This window comes from Micromonospora coxensis (genome assembly GCF_900090295.1).
Taxonomy (GTDB): domain Bacteria; phylum Actinomycetota; class Actinomycetes; order Mycobacteriales; family Micromonosporaceae; genus Micromonospora; species Micromonospora coxensis.
This window is the reverse complement of record NZ_LT607753.1, coordinates 1,982,440-1,999,834: the sequence shown is the minus strand read 5'-3', so window position 1 is coordinate 1,999,834 and position 17,395 is coordinate 1,982,440. Positions and strand designations below refer to the sequence as shown.

Annotated in this window: 15 protein-coding genes and 1 riboswitch; of the genes, 5 read left to right on the top strand and 10 right to left on the bottom strand. The window is 74.3% G+C overall.

Going from position 1 to position 17,395, the window contains the following annotated elements:
- Positions 1-60: 60 nt before the first annotated feature.
- The 3 genes from GA0070614_RS08825 to GA0070614_RS08815 are packed head-to-tail and all read right to left on the bottom strand — an operon-like array spanning position 61 to position 1,842.
- Positions 61-612 carry a DsbA family protein gene (locus tag GA0070614_RS08825; RefSeq protein WP_088975494.1) on the bottom strand — a complete coding sequence of 184 codons (552 nt, stop codon included), beginning with the start codon at positions 610-612 and terminating at the stop codon, positions 61-63.
- Entirely contained in the window at positions 609-1,106 is a 498-nt protein-coding gene (locus tag GA0070614_RS08820) for a redoxin domain-containing protein (protein WP_088975493.1), read from the bottom strand. The genes GA0070614_RS08825 and GA0070614_RS08820 overlap by 4 nt, the downstream gene beginning before the upstream one ends.
- Before the next feature lie 55 nt (positions 1,107-1,161).
- Positions 1,162-1,842: a BON domain-containing protein gene (locus GA0070614_RS08815; RefSeq protein ID WP_088975492.1), complete on the bottom strand. Its 681-nt coding sequence runs from the start codon at positions 1,840-1,842 to the stop codon at positions 1,162-1,164.
- 180 nt (positions 1,843-2,022) lie between these two features.
- Here GA0070614_RS08815 and GA0070614_RS08810 point away from each other — a divergent pair, with 180 nt between their 5' ends.
- The 3 genes from GA0070614_RS08810 (at position 2,023) to GA0070614_RS08800 (ending at position 8,608) form a co-directional block, all read left to right on the top strand.
- Entirely contained in the window at positions 2,023-3,783 is a 1,761-nt protein-coding gene (locus GA0070614_RS08810; RefSeq protein ID WP_197701433.1) for a hypothetical protein, read from the top strand.
- A gap of 159 nt (positions 3,784-3,942) precedes the next feature.
- Complete coding sequence (locus tag GA0070614_RS08805; RefSeq protein ID WP_088975491.1) at positions 3,943-6,648, top strand: cellulose binding domain-containing protein; 2,706 nt, start codon at positions 3,943-3,945, stop codon at positions 6,646-6,648.
- A gap of 130 nt (positions 6,649-6,778) precedes the next feature.
- Entirely contained in the window at positions 6,779-8,608 is a 1,830-nt protein-coding gene (locus GA0070614_RS08800) for a glycoside hydrolase family 15 protein (RefSeq protein ID WP_088975490.1), read from the top strand.
- 144 nt (positions 8,609-8,752) lie between these two features.
- Here GA0070614_RS08800 and GA0070614_RS08795 read toward each other — a convergent pair whose 3' ends face one another.
- Both GA0070614_RS08795 and GA0070614_RS30165 read right to left on the bottom strand, forming a co-directional pair.
- Positions 8,753-9,154, bottom strand: a complete 402-nt coding sequence (locus GA0070614_RS08795) for a hypothetical protein (RefSeq protein WP_088975489.1) — start codon at positions 9,152-9,154, stop codon at positions 8,753-8,755.
- Between the two features lie 142 nt (positions 9,155-9,296).
- Complete coding sequence (locus GA0070614_RS30165; protein ID WP_157744966.1) at positions 9,297-9,443, bottom strand: hypothetical protein; 147 nt, start codon at positions 9,441-9,443, stop codon at positions 9,297-9,299.
- Positions 9,444-9,842: 399 nt separating this feature from the next.
- Between GA0070614_RS30165 and GA0070614_RS08790 the strand changes: the two genes are divergently transcribed.
- Positions 9,843-10,205 (top strand): STAS domain-containing protein, encoded by a 363-nt coding sequence (locus GA0070614_RS08790; RefSeq protein ID WP_088975488.1) that lies wholly within the window; start codon positions 9,843-9,845, stop codon positions 10,203-10,205.
- A gap of 12 nt (positions 10,206-10,217) precedes the next feature.
- Here the strand turns inward: GA0070614_RS08790 and surE are convergent, their stop codons facing one another.
- Together surE and GA0070614_RS08780 are read right to left on the bottom strand one after the other, a co-directional pair.
- Complete coding sequence (surE, locus tag GA0070614_RS08785) at positions 10,218-11,042, bottom strand: 5'/3'-nucleotidase SurE (RefSeq protein ID WP_088975487.1); 825 nt, start codon at positions 11,040-11,042, stop codon at positions 10,218-10,220.
- Positions 11,039-12,016, bottom strand: coding sequence for a PfkB family carbohydrate kinase (locus GA0070614_RS08780; protein WP_172892398.1), 978 nt, complete (start codon positions 12,014-12,016; stop codon positions 11,039-11,041). The genes surE and GA0070614_RS08780 overlap by 4 nt, the downstream gene beginning before the upstream one ends.
- Before the next feature lie 152 nt (positions 12,017-12,168).
- Between GA0070614_RS08780 and GA0070614_RS08775 the strand changes: the two genes are divergently transcribed.
- Entirely contained in the window at positions 12,169-12,639 is a 471-nt protein-coding gene (locus GA0070614_RS08775; protein ID WP_088975485.1) for a hypothetical protein, read from the top strand.
- Positions 12,640-12,738: 99 nt separating this feature from the next.
- Here GA0070614_RS08775 and GA0070614_RS08770 read toward each other — a convergent pair whose 3' ends face one another.
- The 3 genes from GA0070614_RS08770 to GA0070614_RS08760 form a co-directional block, all read right to left on the bottom strand.
- On the bottom strand, positions 12,739-13,794 hold the full coding sequence (locus GA0070614_RS08770; protein WP_088975484.1) for a coiled-coil domain-containing protein: 1,056 nt from the start codon (positions 13,792-13,794) through the stop codon (positions 12,739-12,741).
- Positions 13,795-13,797: 3 nt separating this feature from the next.
- A riboswitch (cyclic di-AMP (ydaO/yuaA leader) is annotated at positions 13,798-13,929 on the bottom strand.
- 130 nt (positions 13,930-14,059) lie between these two features.
- Positions 14,060-14,980 carry a cation diffusion facilitator family transporter gene (locus tag GA0070614_RS08765; RefSeq protein WP_231933586.1) on the bottom strand — a complete coding sequence of 307 codons (921 nt, stop codon included), beginning with the start codon at positions 14,978-14,980 and terminating at the stop codon, positions 14,060-14,062.
- A 172-nt stretch (positions 14,981-15,152) separates the two neighbouring features.
- The gene (locus GA0070614_RS08760) at positions 15,153-17,267 is read right to left on the bottom strand and encodes a HelD family protein (protein WP_088975483.1); all 2,115 of its coding nucleotides are present in this window, start codon (positions 17,265-17,267) and stop codon (positions 15,153-15,155) included.
- Between the last annotated feature and the right edge of the window lie 128 nt (positions 17,268-17,395).

The following is a 17,395-nucleotide window of genomic DNA, read 5'->3' as shown; positions in this document are numbered from 1 at the left end:
GAGGGGGCGCCGTCCGCCGCCGGGCGGTGCGATCCCGGCGGTGGACGGCGTGTGGGCGGGTCAGTCGCCGGCGGCCGCGTCCACCGCGGCGAGCAGCTCCGGCAGGTCGTACCCGCCCTCGTGGCGGACGTCGTTGACGAAGAGGGTGGGGGTGCCGTTCACCCCGCTGCGGATCCCGCCGACGAAGTCCCGGCGCACCCGGTCCGCGTACGCCTGCCGGCCGATCTCGGCGTCGACCTCGTCGGGCGGCAGCCCGAGCTGCTCGACGCCGAGCGACAGGTGCACCGGATCCAACTGGTCCTGGTGCTCGTAGAGCCAGTCGTGCATCTCCCAGAACCGCTCCCGCCGCCCGGCCGCCTCGGCGACCTCGGCCGCCGCCTCGGCGTACGGGTGCACGTTGGCGATCGGGAAGTGCCGGTAGACCAGGCGGACGACGTCGGCCCGCTGGCGCAGCACCTCGGCCAGGTTCGGGTACGCCGCCCCGCAGAAGCGGCACTGGAAGTCGCCGTACTGCACCACGGTCACCGGCGCGTCCACCGGCCCACGGACGTGGTCGGTGCCGTCCACCGGCACCCGCAGCCGGGCGTTGACCTGCAATGGCGTGCTGCTCACCGGGTCACCACCCGCCGCTGCGCGCCGAGCTGTTCCAGCGCGTCGAGGATGCCGTCCGCACCCGGGTTCACCTCCGGCGGCGACAGGTGGCTCCAGGCCACCGTCTGGTCCCGGTCGAGCACCACCAGCGCCCGGGCCGACTGCCCCTGCGCGGTGTACGCCCCGTACCGGCGGGACACCTCGCCCTTGGGCTCGAAGTCCGCCAGCAGCGGGAACCGGATGCCCTTGGCCTCGGCGAACGCCCGGTGCGACCAGAGGCTGTCCACCGAGATGCCGAACAGCACCGCGTCGTAGCGGTCGAACTCCGGCATCGCGGCCTGGTAGAGCGCCATCTGGTCGCCGCAGACCGGGGTCCAGTCGGCGGGGTAGAAGGCCAGCACCACCGGCCGGCCGCGGAACTGCCCCGGACCGGTGCGCCGTCCGTCCGGCGTGGCCGGCAGGGAGAAGTCGGGGGCCGGGCGCCCGGGGCGGATCAGCCCGTCGGAATCGCTCATGACTCCCACCCTGCCGCCGGGCCGGGTGAGGGCGGATCACCCGGCCCGGGTGGTCTCAGCGCGCCACCGTGACGTGGTTGTGCACCTCCCGGATGCCGGGGGCGGACCAGACGACCCGCTCCACCTCGTCGCGCTCGGTCACCGAGTGGACCAACCCGTCGACGACCACGGTGTCGCCGTACACCCGGACGCTGATCCGGTCCGGTTCGGTGGCGCCGCTGCGGGCCAGCGCGTCGACGATCCGGTCGGGCAGGTCGGCCCCGGACGGCCGGGTCGACGGCCGGACGGTGACGCCGTTGCTCACCCCGCGTACGCCGGTCAGCCGGCCCACCACCCGCTCGGCGGCCCGGCGCTGGTACTCCCACTCGACCGTGCCGCGCAGCGTCACCCAGCCGCCGGCCACGGTGACCTCCAGGTTCTCCACGGGTACGAACGCGTCCCAGGCCAGGGCCCGCTCGGCGGCCGAGGCGATCTCCGGGTCGGTGCGCTCGGAGGACGGGCCGATCCGGACGGTCAGGTCGTTGGCGACGGCCCGGACCCGGGCCACCCGGTGCGCGGCCCGTTCGGCGGCCCACTTGGCGGCGTAGCTGTCCACCCAGCCGGTCAGCGTCACCACCCCCTCGGTGACGGTCACCCCCACCTCGGTCGGGCCGACCCGGGGATCCCAGGTCAGCTCGTCGAGCACGTCGGTCTGGATGTCCTGGTCGGTACGCGTGACAGTGGTCGCGGTGGCCATGCCTTCACTCCTCCGCAGGATCGGGGCAGTCCGGCGGCCGTACGGTCCGCCGACCGCGATCCTGTCGCCGCCGGGGGTGAGTCACCCTCGCCCGTTCCGGGTGAGCCCCGCCGCCGGCCGGGCGTCGACAACCCGGCCCGGCTCGGGCAGGATCTGGCGATCGGCGCGCGGGAGGGGCGGATGCACGGGGACCGGTTCCGGGTGGCCGCCCACCGCGTCGGCCGCGGGCTGCGGCGGGCGGGCGGGTGGGCGGCACGGGCGGCCCGGCACGAGTGGAGCCTGGCCGTGCTCGCCGGGCTGCTGCTGGCCGTCACGATGACCTGGCCGACGCTGCGCGACCCGGCCGGCACCATCCCGCAGGACACCGGCGACCCGACGTTGCAGGCCTGGCAGGTCGCCTGGGGCGGGCACGCCCTGCTCACCGACCCGGCGCGGCTGTGGCACTCGAACACGTTCTTCCCCGAGCCGTACACCTACGCCTACTCCGACACCCTGCTCGGTTACGCCCCGTTCGCCCTGGTGGGGGAGGGACCGGTGGCCGCCGTGGTCCGCTACAACCTGCTCTACGCGCTGACCCACGCGCTGGCGTTCGTCGGGGCGTACGCGCTGGCCCGGCAGGTGGGGGCCGGTCGGGCGGGGGCGGCGGTGGCCGGCGCCTCGTTCGCGTACGCGCCCTGGAAGCTGGCCCAGGCCGGGCACCTGCACGTGCTCTGCGTGGGCGGCATCGCCCTGGCGCTGGCCATGCTCGCCCGGGGGCACGGCTGGTCGCTGCGGCACGGGTACCGGCCGGAGCGGGTGCGGCCGGGCTGGGTGGCGGCCGGCTGGGCGGTCGCCGCCTGGCAGGTCACCCTCGGCTTCGGCATCGGCCTGCCCTTCGCGTACGTCCTCGCGCTGCTCTGCCTCACGGTCGTCGGCGCGTACGGCCTCACCTGGTGGCGGCGGCGCGCCCGGCCGGCGGCCCCGCGCGGGCTGCTCCTGGCGGACCTGGCCGGGGCGACCGGGTTCGCCGGGGTGACCCTGCTGATGGCCGCGCCGTACTTCGAGGTGGTGGCCCGCCACCCGGCCGGGCGGCGGACGGTGGCCCAGATCGAGATGTTCTCCCCGCCGGCGCGGGGCTTCCTGACCGCCCCGCCCGAGTCCTGGCTCTGGGGTTCGCGGCACGAGGCGGCCCGCGCCACGCTCGGCTTCCCCGGGGAGATGACCCTGCTGCCCGGGGTGGTGCTGGTCGCGCTCGCGCTGACCGGGCTGGTCCTCTCCGCCTGGCGGCTGCGGCACCGGCTCGCGCTCGCCGCCGGGGTGCTGGTCAGCCTGGCGCTCGCCGCCGGGACGACGTTCGGCGGCGACGGCGATCCCGGCTACGTCACGCTGGTGCGCCACGTGCCGGGCTGGGACGGCATCCGTACCCCCGGGCGGTTGGTGCTCTGGACGACGCTGCTGCTCGGCCTGCTCGCCGCCGGGGCGCTGACCGTCCGCGAGCCCGTGCCGACCGGTCGCCGGGACTGGCGGCGCGCGGCCCGGGCCCTGCTGGCGCTGCCGGTGCTGCTGGTGCTGGCCGAGGGGGTCAACCGCACCCCGCACGTGCCGGTGCCGGCCGAGCCGGCGGCGCTGCGCGGGGTGCGGGGCCCGGTGCTGGTGCTGCCGTTGGGCGGTGTCCGCGACTACCACGTGATGCTCTGGTCCACCGACGGCTTCCCGCGCACGGTCAACGGGTTCGCCTCGTTCACCCCGGCCAGCCAGCGGCGGACCCGCGACGCCACCCTGGGCTTCCCGGACGCCGACTCGGTGGCGTACCTGCGGGCTTCGGGGGTGCGCACGGTGGTGCTGCTGCCCCCGTACGCGGTCGGCACCCCCTGGCAGGACGCGGCCGACCGTCCCACCGACGGACTGGGGATCCGCCGGGAGCAGGTCGCCGACGGGGTGGTCTACCACCTCGACCCCTAGATGCGTGGGAGCGCTTCCATGTTAGCGCTCGCCGGGGCTACGGTGAGCGCAGTCCTCGGCAGCGGGAGCCAGCATGCCGGCGGGGAGCCAGGGCAGCCCTCCGCACCCTTCCGGGCGTCACGTCCCCACCACACCTGGCATTCCCGAGAGGAACCGCAGATGCGGAGAAGTCTCGTCGGCGCGGTCACGTCCGTGCTCGCCGCCGCGACGGCCCTGGTGGCCGTCCAGTTCACCGTCGCACCGTCCACACCCGCCGCCGCGGCGGCGGCGGAGCCGTACTCCTGGAAGAACGTCCGGATCGACGGCGGCGGCTTCGTCCCCGGCATCGTCTTCAACCCCACCGAGAAGAACCTGATCTACGCCCGCACCGACATCGGCGGCGCGTACCGCTGGGAGCAGGCCACCCAGTCGTGGACGCCGCTGCTGGACTGGGTCGGCGCCGACAAGTGGGGCTGGAACGGGGTGGCCAGCATCGCCACCGACCCGGTGCAGACCAACCGGGTGTACGCCGCCGTCGGCATGTACACCAACGGCTGGGACCCGAACAACGGCGCCGTGCTGCGGTCCACGGACAAGGGCACCACCTGGCAGGTCAGCGAACTGCCGTTCCACCTGGGCGGCAACATGCCCGGCCGGGGCATGGGCGAGCGGCTCGCCGTCGACCCCAACCGCAACGGCATCGTCTACCTCGGCGCGCCGGGCGGCAACGGGTTGTGGCGCAGCACCGACCACGGGGCCACCTGGGCCCGGGTGACCGCCTTCCCCAACGCCGGCAACTACCCGGCCGCCGACGCCAACAACCAGGGCGTCGTCTGGGTGAGCTTCGACAAGAGCACCGGTACGGCCGGCGCCGCGACCCGGACCATCTACGTCGGGGTGGCGGACAAGCAGAACCCGGTCTACCGCAGCACCGACGCGGGTGCGACCTGGCAGGCGGTACCGGGCGCCCCCACCGGCTTCATCCCGCACAAGGGGGTGGTCGACCACGCGGGCGGGTTCCTCTACCTCGCCACCAGCGACACCGGCGGCCCGTACGACGGCGGCAAGGGTGACGTGTGGCGGCTCAGCCGGGCCACCGGCCAGTGGACCCGGATCAGCCCCGTCCCGTCCACCGACAGCGGCAACACCTTCGGCTACTCCGGGCTGACCGTCGACCGGCAGGACCCGGACACCATCATGGTGGCCAGCCAGGTCGCCTGGTGGCCGGACACGCAGTTCTGGCGCAGCACGGACCGGGGCGCCACCTGGACCCGGATCTGGGACTGGACCAACTACCCCAACCGCAGCTTCCGCTACACCATGGACGCCTCGTCCGTCCCGTGGCTGACCTTCGGCAACGACAACCCGGCCCCGCCGGACACCTCGCCGAAGCTGGGCTGGATGAACGAGTCGGTGGAGATCGACCCGCACGACTCGAACCGGATGATGTACGGCACCGGCGCGACCATCTACGGCACCACCGACCTCACCAAGTGGGACAGCGGCGGGAAGTTCACCATCAAGCCGATGATCAAGGGGCTGGAGGAGACCGCCGTCCTCGACCTGATCAGCCCGCCGTCCGGCGCCCCGCTGCACAGCGCCCTCGGGGACATCGCCGGGTTCCGGCACGACGACCTCGACGTGGTGCCGGGCTGGACGTACCGGGGCCCGAACTGGGGCCCGCACGACCTGGACTACGCCGAGACGAAGCCGGCGGTGATCGTCCGGGCGGGCAGCTTCAAGGACGCGGACCGGCCGGGCGACAGCCACGTCGCCTTCTCCACCGACGGCGGGGTGACCTGGTTCCAGGGCGGTGAGCCGGCCGGCATCACCAACGGCGGGACGGTGGCCGCCGGGGCCGACGGCAGCCGGTTCGTCTGGGCGCCCGGCGACTCCGGCGCGGCCGTGCTCCACTCGGTCGGCTACGGCACCTCGTGGGCCGCGTCCACCGGCATCCCGGCGAACGCCCGGATCGCCTCCGACCGGGTGAACCCGAACAAGTTCTACGGCCTCAGCGGCGGCAAGGTCTACGTCAGCACCAACGGTGGGGCGAGCTTCACCGCCTCGGCCGCCACCGGGCTGCCGGCCACCGGCCGGCTCAAGGCGGCGCCGGGCCGGGAGGGCGAGCTGTGGCTGGCCGGTTCCGGTGGTCTGTGGCGCTCGTCCGACTCCGGGGCCAGCTTCACCAAGCTCGCCACGGTGAGCACGTCCGGCAACATCGGCTTCGGCAAGGCGGCCCCCGGGCAGACGTACCCGGCGCTGTACCTGTTCGGCACCGTGGACGGCAAGCACGGGGTGTACCGGTCGGACAACGCCGGCGCGGCCTGGGTCCGGATCAACGACGACCAGCACCAGTACGGCAACGCCGGCGACGCCCTGACCGGTGACCCGCGGGTCTACGGCCGGGTCTACCTGGGCACGAACGGTCGCGGCATCCTGGTCGCCGACCGGCTCGGCGGCACCCCGAGCCCGACGCCGACCACTCCCACCCCGACGCCCACCTCGCCGAGCCCGTCACCGACGTCGCCGAGCCCGACGCCGACCGGTCCTGCTCCGACCACGCCGGTCCCGGCGGGCGCCTGCACGGCCACCTACAAGGTCACCGGCTCCTGGCAGGGTGGTTTCCAGGCCGAGGTGTCGGTACGCAACAACGGCGGCTCGTCGACCAGCGCCTGGTCGGTGGTGTGGAACTACACCGCCGGGCAGAAGGTGACCCAGCTCTGGGGCGGCACGGTCACCCAGACCGGATCGCAGGTGGTGGTCCGCAACGCCGACTGGAACGGCGCCCTGGGCGCCGGGGCCAGCACCAGCTTCGGCTTCATCGGCAGTTGGACCGGCACCAACCCGGTGCCGACCCTGACCTGTACGGCCGTGCCGGCCCGCTAGGGCCGGCCGGCGGCGTCCTGACCGGTGCGGGTGAGCAGCCCCGCTCACCCGCACCGGTCACCGTCCGGCGGCGCCGATTGGCGGCGGGCACAGCGGGTACGCGGCACACCTGCGACGGGGGAGGTTGCTGGTGGACTCGTACCCGGCGGTGGAGAGCCACGGGCTGATCGGTGACCTGCAGACGGCGGCGCTGATCACCCGGGACGGCACCCTCGACTGGTTCTGCGCGCCCCGGTTCGACTCGCCGAGCATCTTCGGTGGCCTGCTCGACCGCGAGAAGGGCGGGTACTTCCAGGTCTCGCCCTGCGGCGTCGACTACGTCAGCAAGCAGCTGTACCTGCCCGGCACGCCGATCCTGATCACCCGTTTCCTCAGCGCGGACGGGGTGGGGGAGGTGGTGGACTTCATGCCGGTGGCCGGGGAGGTCGCCACCGACCGGCACTGCGTCGTCCGGATGATCCGGGTGGTGCGGGGCAGCATGCGGTTCCGGATGGACTGCCAGCCCCGCTTCGACTACGGCCGCCGGCCGCACACGGTCGACTTCACCCTGCACGGCACCGTCTTCCGCAGTGGGGACCTCCGCCTCACCGTCAACCCGGTGCGGCGCGGCCAGATGCTCCTCGACGAGCGCGACTTCCGGTACGACGAGCGTGGCGTCACCGCCACGGGTGTGCTGTACGAGGGCGACACCGGCGGGGTGGTGCTGCACACCCAGTCACCCGAGCCGGCCCGGGTGGTCGACCCGGCCGAGGTCACCGAGATGTACGAGCGGACCCGGGACCACTGGCGGCGGTGGCTCGACTGCTCCCGCTACACCGGCCGGTGGCGGGAGATGGTGGAGCGCTCGGCGATGACCTTGAAGCTGATGACGTACGCGCCGACCGGAGGACTGGTCGCCGCGCCGACGGCCGGCCTGCCGGAGCGGATCGGTGGCGAACGCAACTGGGACTACCGCTTCACCTGGGTACGGGACGCCTCCATCTCGGTGCACGCCCTGCTCGGTCTCGGCTTCACGGCCGAGGCGCGGGGATACCTGGACTGGCTCACCCAGCGGATCCGGGACGCCGAGGAGAGCGGCCGACCGGTGCAGATCATGTACCGCGTGGACGGTGACCGCGACCTCGGGGAGGAGACACTGCCGCACCTGGAGGGCTACCGCGGCTCCGCGCCGGTGCGCGTCGGCAACGACGCGGCGACCCAGTTGCAGCTGGACATCTACGGCGAGGCGCTGAACTGCCTGCACCTGGCCGACGCCGAGGGCCTGCGCGGCTCGTACGAGGAGTGGCGCAACATCACGAAGGTGCTGGACTGGCTCTGCGACCACTGGGACCAGCCGGAGGACGGCATCTGGGAGACCCGGGGCGGGCGGCAGGACTTCACCTACGGCCGGCTGATGTCCTGGGTGGCCTTCGACCGCGGCATCCGGCTCGCCGGCCGACACGGCCGCCCGGGCGACACCACCCGGTGGACGGCTGCCCGGGACGCCGCGTACGAGCAGATCATGACGCGCGGCTTCCATCCGGGGCGGCAGGCGTTCGTGCAGCACTACGCCACCGACGTGCTGGACGCGTCACTGCTGGCCATGCCGGCGGTCGGGTTCGTCGCCCCCTCCGACCCGATGTGGCAGTCGACACTGCGGGCCATGGACGAGGAACTGGTCTCCGACAGCCTGGTCTACCGGTACGACCCGGCCGCCTCCCCGGACGGGTTGCCGGGCGCCGAGGGCACCTTCACCATGTGCTCGTTCTGGTACGTCCAGGCCCTCGCCGAGTCCGGTCGGCTGGACGACGCCCGGCTCACCTTCGACAAGATGCTCACCTACAGCAGCGACCTCGGCCTCTACTCGGAGGAGATCGCCCCCAGCGGCGAGCAGGTCGGCAACTTCCCGCAGGCGTTCAGCCACCTCTCGCTGATCAACGCCGCCGGCACCCTGGACCGGCTCCTCGACGCCCGGCGGTGACGCGGCCCGTCCGCCGTCCGCCCGGGACGCCACCCCGCCCCCGGCGTACGGACCGGCCGGGTCGAGGGCGACCACGGTACGGACGGCAGGGAGCCCCGGCCGACGAACCCGTCGACCGGGGCTCGGAGCCGTCCGGGTGACCGGTCAGCCGTCGAGACCGGCGGGGGAGTTGGGCCGGTCCACGTCGACGAACTCGATGTCGTCCACGCTGCGGCCGTCCCGACTGCCGGCGGCCCGTGCGGCCGTGCCGGCGGCCCAGCCGATCGCGGCGCCGACCAGCGCGGCGCTGATCAGCAGGGTCCACGGCAGCGCCGGGCGGCGCCCGGCGAGCGCGTCGAAGGCGCGGGTGGCCCGCCGCCGGGCCTCGTCCGCCGCCGAGCCGACGAGGTCGCCCGCGTCGGACAGTGGACTGCCGCCCCGGACCGACTTCGCGGCGTCGCGGACGCTGTCGCCGGCGGACCCGACCGTCGTGACGAGCTGCTGCCAGGCCTGGTCGGCGATCCGTTCCGGCTTGCTGCGGCGCTCCAGCAGGTTGTTGCCGAACATCTGGGTTACCTCCTCGGGGTGCCGAAGTCTGCGGGCACTTCGCACGTCGACGTCTGCGGCGCGTCACGGTCCGCCTGCCAGGCCAGTGCCCCGTCGGCCCGGGCGCCAAACCCGCGCCCGGGCTGCGTGCCGAGCGGCGCGGTCAGCGGACCGCGACCACCGCGACGCCACGGGCGAAGTCGTCGCCGTCGTCGTCATCGTCGTCGTCCCCGCCACCGCCGAAGCCACAGGCCAGCACCAGGGCGAGCAACGCGCCGACACCGGCCAGGCCGAGCAGTCTCCTGATCATCGATCGTCCTTCCGTCGTGGTGGACCCTCGCCGCCGAGGCTAGGCGGCCCGGGCAATCAGGACGGTGACCCGCGGCGCGTCGGGCGCGTGTCGCGTCCGACCCGACCTGCGGCGCGTCGATCGTGGTCAGGGCCGGACGGGCCGGCGGGGACCGCCACCGGTCGGGGTGCGGGCCGGAGTGGACCGGGGCGGCTACCCTGGGACGGTTCGAGCGCCCCCGCCGGGTCGCTCGTTGAAGTGGTCAGGAACAGGAGAAATGCGGCGAAGGACGGCCCGATCCGTCCGGATCCGCGAATTGCTCATCCCGAGGGGTGGCGACCGAGGCCGTGAGAGGAATACTCTCGGTCGCGGCCCGCGTACTGATGAGGCGCCCGTGAACGGGCGAGTGGAGGTGCTCGCGTGAGCCTGTCGATCGTGAAGTCGGTTCTGCCGGGTGGTGTCATCGAGATCGCTCCTCGAGGGGAGATCGACGTCGACACCGCGTACGAGGTACGTGAGGCGATCGCCGAGGTGCTCGCGAAGGGCCGTCCGTCCCGGATCGAACTCAACATGCGACTCGTCACCTTCATCGACTCCGTCGGCATCAGCGCGATGGTCGCCGGCTTCCAGACCGCCGAGGTCAGCGGCGTGAAGCTGGTCGTCACCGAGCCGAGCCGGTTCGTGCACCGGCAGCTCTGGGTGACCGGCCTGCTCGGCCTCTTCGGCGCTCCGGAGCCGTACTTCGCCGGCGCGGCCACCCCCGAGGTCCTGCCCGGCGCGTGAGCCGCGCACCCGTCACTCCCCGGCCAGCCCGGAGAGGTCGACGTCGGCCGCCTCGACGACCGCCCGTACCGCGGTGACCGAGGCGTACCCCTCGGCCAGCAGCGCGAGGTCCGTGCCCGGCTGCACCGCCTGCCCGGGTTCCTCCAGCGACGTCCGCACGAAGCCGTGCCCGGCCTCGGCCACCGTCATCTGCACCTGACCGAAGCTGGCCAGGCCGGCCCGGCGCACCCCGCGCAGCCGGCCGTGCGGCACGTCCGGCGCGTTGACGTTGAGCACGCTCTCCACCGGCCCGGCGGTGAGCCGGGGCAGCAGGTCCAGCGCCACCCGCGCGGCGGTGGCCCAGTGCCGGTCCGCGTCGCGTACCCGGGCGGCGGTGGAGACGGCGGCGCCGCCGCTCACGGCGGTGGCCTCGCCGGCGGAGAGCACGTCCAGGGAGACCGCCATGGCGCGGCAGCCGTTCGCGGCGGCGGTGAACGCCGCGCCGACCGTGCCGGAGTGCAGCACCGCCCGGCCCGCGTTGGCGCCCCGGTTGATCCCGGAGAGCACCACCGCCGGGGGCGGCCCGAACGCGCCGTGCACCGCGATCAGCGCGATGAACCCGGGGGAGCCGCCCACCCCGTACGCGGGCACCCCGGGCAGCCCGGGCAGCGGGTGCTCGCGGACCACCACGTGCCCGTCCCGCTCCACCGCGGTCATCGAGGCGCTGGTGCCGCTCGCCTCCTCCAGCGGGGCGGCGACCACCACGTCCAGACCCCGGTCGGCCGCCGCCCGGGCCAGCGCCTCGATGCCCGGCGCGGCGATCCCGTCGTCGTTGGTGACCAGCACCCGCAGCGTCATCGGTCGACCACCCGGTCGGCCAGCTCGTCCGGGGTGGTGCGCTCCTGCGGGCGGCTGTCGGCGGGGACCAGGCGGACCCGGTCGACCAGGCCGGTGATGGTGTCCAGGCGGCCGGTGCCCAGGCCGTGCCGGGTGACGTTCAGCGCCCCGGCCGCCGCGCCGGTACGGATCGCGGTGCGGATGTCGCCGCCGCCGGCGACCACGGCGGCCACCCCGGCGGTCATCGAGTCGCCCGCGCCGCGCGGGTCGGCCGCCTCCAGCCTCGGCATCTCCACCTCGAAGATCTCCCCGTCGACCAGCGCCAGGGCCGGCTCGGCGGCCCGGCTGACCACCACGTTCTCGGCGCCCGCCGCGTGCAGGTCGTACATGGCCCGGGTGAGCTGGTCCTCCTCGGCGCCGGCGGCCAGCCCGTCGGCGATCAGCTCCTCGTGGCTGACCTTGAGGAAGTAGACGCCGCTGGAGAGCACCGCCGTCAGGTGCGGGCCGGAGAGGTCCACCACCACCCGGCCGCCGTTGGCCCCCAGGTCGGCGGCGAACCGGCGGTAGAGGTCGGCCGGGACGAGGGACGGCTCGTTGGGGCCGCTGAGCACGCTGACCGGCGCGCGCAGCCCCTCGCCGAGCGACAGGTTGTGGAGCTCGTCCAGCTCGTGCCGGCTCAGCGGCGCGCCGACCACGTCGACGATCTCGTGCCGGGCGCCGTCGCGCCGGTCGTGCACGTACCCGCCGCTCGTCGAGTCGCGGCGGACCACCCGCAGGTCCACCCCCTCGGTGAGCAGCAGCGGCTCCAGCACCTCGCCGATCTCGCCGCCCAGGCTGGTGCAGAGCACCACCGGCACCCCGAGCGACATGATCATCCGGGCCTGCCAGACGCCCTGCCCGCCGGGGTGCAGGTGCAGCTCCGGCTGGTCGCTGGGCTGGTCCACGGTCACCGTCAGCCGGGGCGTCGGCGCGAAGACCATCACGTGTCCGCTCATCCGCCGTACCCGCCCATGTCCGCCTCCCGTGGCCGTCGCCGGACGCGGGATTCCCCGCCCCGCCCGCGACATGCGCGACCGGTCGCCGCCGACGTTGCCAGCCCGTCGCCGGTACGGGACTATCGTGCGACCGACGAGGAGTGGAGGGCGGAGTGGTCCGGCGGGAGACGTTCAGCTACACGGTGCAGGCGCGCTGCTCACGGGCGGACGCGGTGGCGCTGTTGAGCGATCTCGCCAGGCAGGGTGAGCTGCACCCGTTGATCGTCCGGGTCCGTGAGCTGCCGGCCCGTCCCGGCGCGCGGGCCAGCTACGCGATCACCGACCGGCTGGAGCTGGGGCCGTTGAGCTTCCCGGTCACGTACCAGGCCGACGTCCTGGTGGTCACCGACGACGAGATCGTCACGGTGGCGCGGCAGCAGCCCGGCACGACCGTGCGCAACCGCACCCGCATCCGGGAGGAGGAGGACGGCCTGCTGCGGGTGGACGTGGAGATCACCCTGGCCGCCCCGGCGCCGCTGTTCGGGTACGCCTTCCGCCAGGCCCGTGCCGCGCACCTGGGGCTGGCCAACCGGCTCGGCGCGGTGCTGGACCGGCTCGCCGACGGCGGCCCGGTCGCCGGCTGACCGCCGCGCTGCTCGCCCGCTTCCCCGGCGCCCGGGGCGGGGCACCGGACACACGTGCGGGGCCCGTCCAGACGGACGGGCCCCGCGACGCGGTACGGGTCAGTACACCGACAGGTGCACGTGGTTGGTGTGGTCGCTGGACGGGTCCCCACCCGCCCCGCTGTACGACTTCCAGCCGCTGCTGGGCAGCCAGATCTGCCGGTACCAGATCACGTAGAGCACACCGAGCCGGTCGGCGTTGCGGACGTGGTACGCGGCCAGGTTGTTGCCGTACGTCCGGTCGCCGCCGGTCGCGTCCCCGCCGAAGCCGTTCTTCTGCGCGGCGAAGTCGCAGGCCCGGCCCTTGGGATGCTCGCCGGAGCCGCTGGGGCGGTAGCAGGAGACGTACCGGGTGAAGCCGGCCGCCTTGCTCTGCTGGAGCGCGTTGAGCATCCGCGGGGTGATGCAGCCGTTGGCCGGGGTGGGGTCGTTGACGCTGCACGACTCCGGCGGCCACGAGCCGTCCGAGTTGCGCGGCGCCGGCCGGGCGTTCGCGGTGGAGGTGCCCCGGCTGGCGCCGCTGTCGGCGCGCGGGGCGGGCTTGTCGGCGGCGGCCACCGCCAGCGCCCGTTCGGCCTGCTGCTTGCGCTTGGCCATCACCGCGATCTGCTTGCGTTGTTCGACGATCTCGGTGTCGAGCGCGGCCCGGGTGCGGGTGGCCTCCTCCTTGGTGCGCAGCAGGTTGCGCAGTTCGCGGTCCTCGTTGCTGGCGACCGTCTCCAGCTCGGCGGCCCGGTCCAGGAAGCCCTCCGGCGAGGTGCTGTTGAGCAGCGCCGAGACGGGGCCGAGCCGCCCGGTGCGGTACGCCACCCCGGCGATCTCGCCGACCTTGCCGGTGCGCGTGGCCAGCTCCGACTCGATGGTCTTGAGCTGGTTGTTGAGTTCCTGCTGGCGCCGGGTGGAGCGCTCCAGCGCGGCCTTGGCGTCGATCCAGCCCTTGCTGGCGGCGTCGAGCTGGGCCCGCAGGGCGGGGGTGCCGCCCTCCTCGTCACCGGGCGCGGCGAGCCGGGTGGTGGGTGGGGCGGCGGCCACCGGCGGTGGCGCCGACGACACCCCGAGGGCGAGGGTGGCGGCGACCGCCGCCACCAGTCGGACAGTGGTACGTCGTACGTGCATGCACAATCCTTCCGTCAGCCGCCGACCGGGTTAGCTGACGGGTTCGGGACGGAAGATCCCTACCGCTGGCGCGGATGCACCCCACGTACCTGGTTCCCCGGCACGCCCTGGCGGGCGTTTAGGCGGCGGCCACCGCCGGCACCGTCGGGTGCCGCCTGGCGGAGGCCGGAACCGAGACTACCGGTACTGGTGTGACTGATGCCCGGTTCGTGACTGAGGGTACGGGAGGGAAGCCTGATAAAAGGCGCATAGCCGGATATTTGTATCACCATTCGACCGAGCCGCAGGCCCCCGGCGCCGCTCCCGGCTCGATCTGGAGGGTGGCGTGCTCGATGTGGAAGTCCTCGTGCAGCGCGCTGCGGGCGGCCGCCAGCACGGCGCCCACCTCGGCGCCGGGGTGCATGGTCAGGTGCGCCGAGGCCACCTCCATGCCGGAGGTGAGCGTCCAGACGTGCAGGTCGTGCACCTCGGCCACGCCGGGGACGGCGACCAGCCGGTCGTGCACCGCGGTCACCTGGAGGTGCTCCGGGGCGGCCTGCACCAGGATCCGGACGGCCGCCCGGCCGAGCCGCCAGGTGCGGGGCAGGATGAACAGGGCGATCGCCACCGCCACCGCCGGGTCGGCCCACCACCAGCCGGTGCCGGCGATCAGCAGCGCGGCCCCGATGACGCCGAGTGAGCCGAGCAGGTCGCCGAGCACCTCCAGGTACGCCCCGCGCAGGTTGATGCTCTCCCGCGCCCCCTCGCGGAGCAGGGCGAAGGCGACGACGTTGGCGAGCAGCCCCAGCACGGCCACCGCCAGCATCGGCCCGGTGCTCACCTCCGGGGGGTCGCCGAAGCGGCGTACCGCCTCGATGAGGACGTAGACCGCGACGCCGCTGAGCAGCACCGCGTTGGCGAGCGCGGCGAGCACCTCCAGTCGGTAGAGGCCGAAGGTGCGCTGCGGGTCGCGGTCGGCCCGCCGGGTGGCGGTGATCGCCGCCAGGGCCATCCCGATGCCGAGCACGTCGGTGAACATGTGCCCGGCGTCGGAGAGCAGGGCCAGCGAGCCGGTGGCGACGGCGGTCACCGCCTCGACCAGCATCAGCGCGGCGAGCAGCGCGAAGGCCGTCCAGAGCCGGCCCCGGTGGCGGTGCGCGGCGTTCGCGACCGACCCGTGGTGGTCATGACCTGCGCCCACGCCCACACCCTCCGCCGCCGGACCAACCCGACACCCAACCTATGCTCACATAGCTATGTGTGCAAGTGACTCCGTTCCCTTGATGGTCATGAAGTTATTGCCACGACACGCCGGTGCGCGGGGGCAATAACTTCATGATCAACCGGGGGGTGGGGAGGGGAGCGGTGCGGGGGCGGGGTCAGGGGGTGGGTTCGATGGTGGTGAGGCGTTGGGTGGCGCGGGAGAGGGCCACGTAGAGGGTGCGTACGCCGGAGGGCTCGGCGCGGATCTCGCCCGGGTGGACCAGCACCACCCCGTCGTACTCCATGCCCTTGGCCTGGAGGCTGGTCACCACCTGGAGCCGGGAGTTGGCGGTCCCCTCCAGCCAGCCGGCCACCTCGTCCCGGCGCGGCACCGGCGTGATCACGCCGACGGTGCCCTCCACCTCGCCGAGCAGCGCCTGCGCGGCCCGCACCGTCGCGGCGGCCAGCTCCGCCGCCGGGACGGTCAGCGCCACCGGCTCCACGCCGGTGGACCGGACCGCGACCGGCAGCTCCAGGTCGGGGTGGACCCGGCGGATCTCCTCCGCCGCCACCGCGAAGATCTCCGCCGAGTTGCGGTAGTTGGTGGTGAGGTTGAACCGGTGCCGACGACGCCGACCCAGCGCCTGGTCCCGGGCCCGGTCCAGCTCCTGCGGGTCACCCGTCCAGGCGGTCTGCGCCGGATCGCCCACCACCGTCCAGGACGCCAGCCGCCCGCGCCGGCCGACCATCCGCCACTGCATCGGCGAGACGTCCTGCGCCTCGTCCACCACCACGTGCGCGTAGTCGCGGTAGTCCTCCGGGCGCTCCCGGGCCGCCGCCCGCGCGGCCCGCTGCCGGTCGGCGAAGGTGCTCAGCTCGCGTACCCCGCCGGTGAGCTGGAACGGGTCGCGCCTGGGCCGCTTCGGCCGCACCGGCTGGCCGAGCAGCGCGTCCAACTCGTCGAGCAGGGCGACGTCGGCCACCGTCAACCCCGGCGACCCCGCCGTCCGGTACGCCCCCGACAGCAGGGTCGTCTCGGCCCGGGACAGGACGCCGGCGGCGTACCGGCGCAGCCGCGCCGGCCGGGCCAGCCAGTCCAGCACGTGCCGGGGGTGCAGCCGGGGCCACCACGCCTTGAGGAACTCCCGGAAGTCCGGCCGCTCGATGATCTCGTCCTCGAAGGCGGGCTGCTCCGGCAGGCGCGGCACGGCCAGCCGGCGCGCCTGGGCGTACAGCGCGGCGAGGACGGCGTCGAACGCGGCCCGGCGCACCTCGTTGCGGCGCGCGCCCCGCGACAGCGTCCGGTCCCGGATGCCGTCCAGCTCCCGCCGCTCCAGCCGCAGCAGCTGACCCCGGTACAGCAGGCGCAGCTCGTCGGGGCCGTCCGGCACCGCGTCGCGCACCGCCCGCTCCAGCACCCGCCGCATCCGCAGCGAGCCCTTCACCGCCGCCACCTCCGGCGGATCGGTACGGGTCGCCGACACGCCGGGGAAGAGCGAGCCGAGCGAGTGCAGGGTGGCGGTCTCCTCGCCGAGCGAGGGGAGCACCGAGGCGATGTACTCGACGAAGACCGACGACGGGCCGAGCACCAGGATGCCGCCGCCGGCGTACCGGGCGCGGTCGGAGTAGAGCAGGTACGCGGCCCGGTGCAGGGCCACCGCCGTCTTGCCGGTGCCCGGGCCGCCCGAGACGATCGTGACCCCGGAGCCGGGGGAGCGGATCGCCTCGTCCTGCTCCCGCTGGATGGTCGCCACGATGTCGCGCATCCCCCGGCCGGTGGCCCGGGACAGGGTGGCCAGCAGCGCCCCGTCGCCGACCACCGCCATCTCGGCCGGCGCCGCCTCCGGGTCGAGCAGGTCGTCCTCGATCCGGGTCACCTTCTCGCCCGAGGACTGGATGGTGCGCCGCCGCACCACGCCCAGCGGCTCGGCGGGCGTGGCCTGGTAGAAGGCGGCGGCGGCCGGGGCCCGCCAGTCGACCACCAGCGTCTCGGCCTGCTCGCCGCGCACGCCGAGCCGCCCCACGTGCAGCACCTGGCCGGTACGCAGGTCGAGCCGGCCGAAGACCAGCCCCTCGTGCTCGGCGTCCAGCACGTACCGCCGCTGCGCGGCGTGGAAGACCATCGCGTCCCGCTCGACCAACGCGCCGAAGTTGCCGACCCGGGCCAGTCGGTAACCCTCCTTCTCGGCCTGCGCGGCCGAGCGGCGCAGTTCGGCCAGACGGGCGTACACCCGGTCGAGATGCCGCTGCTCGGCGGCGATCTCCCGCTCCAGGGTGGTGTGGTCGGTCAAGGCGAGGGCTCCTGTGGCGACGGCGGCGCCGGACGCGGGCGCACGCCAGGCGGAATGAGGGTACGGGCCCGAGGCCGGGCCGTGTCGAGGCCATGCCGCCGGCCGCGACCTCCGCCACCTCCGGCCGG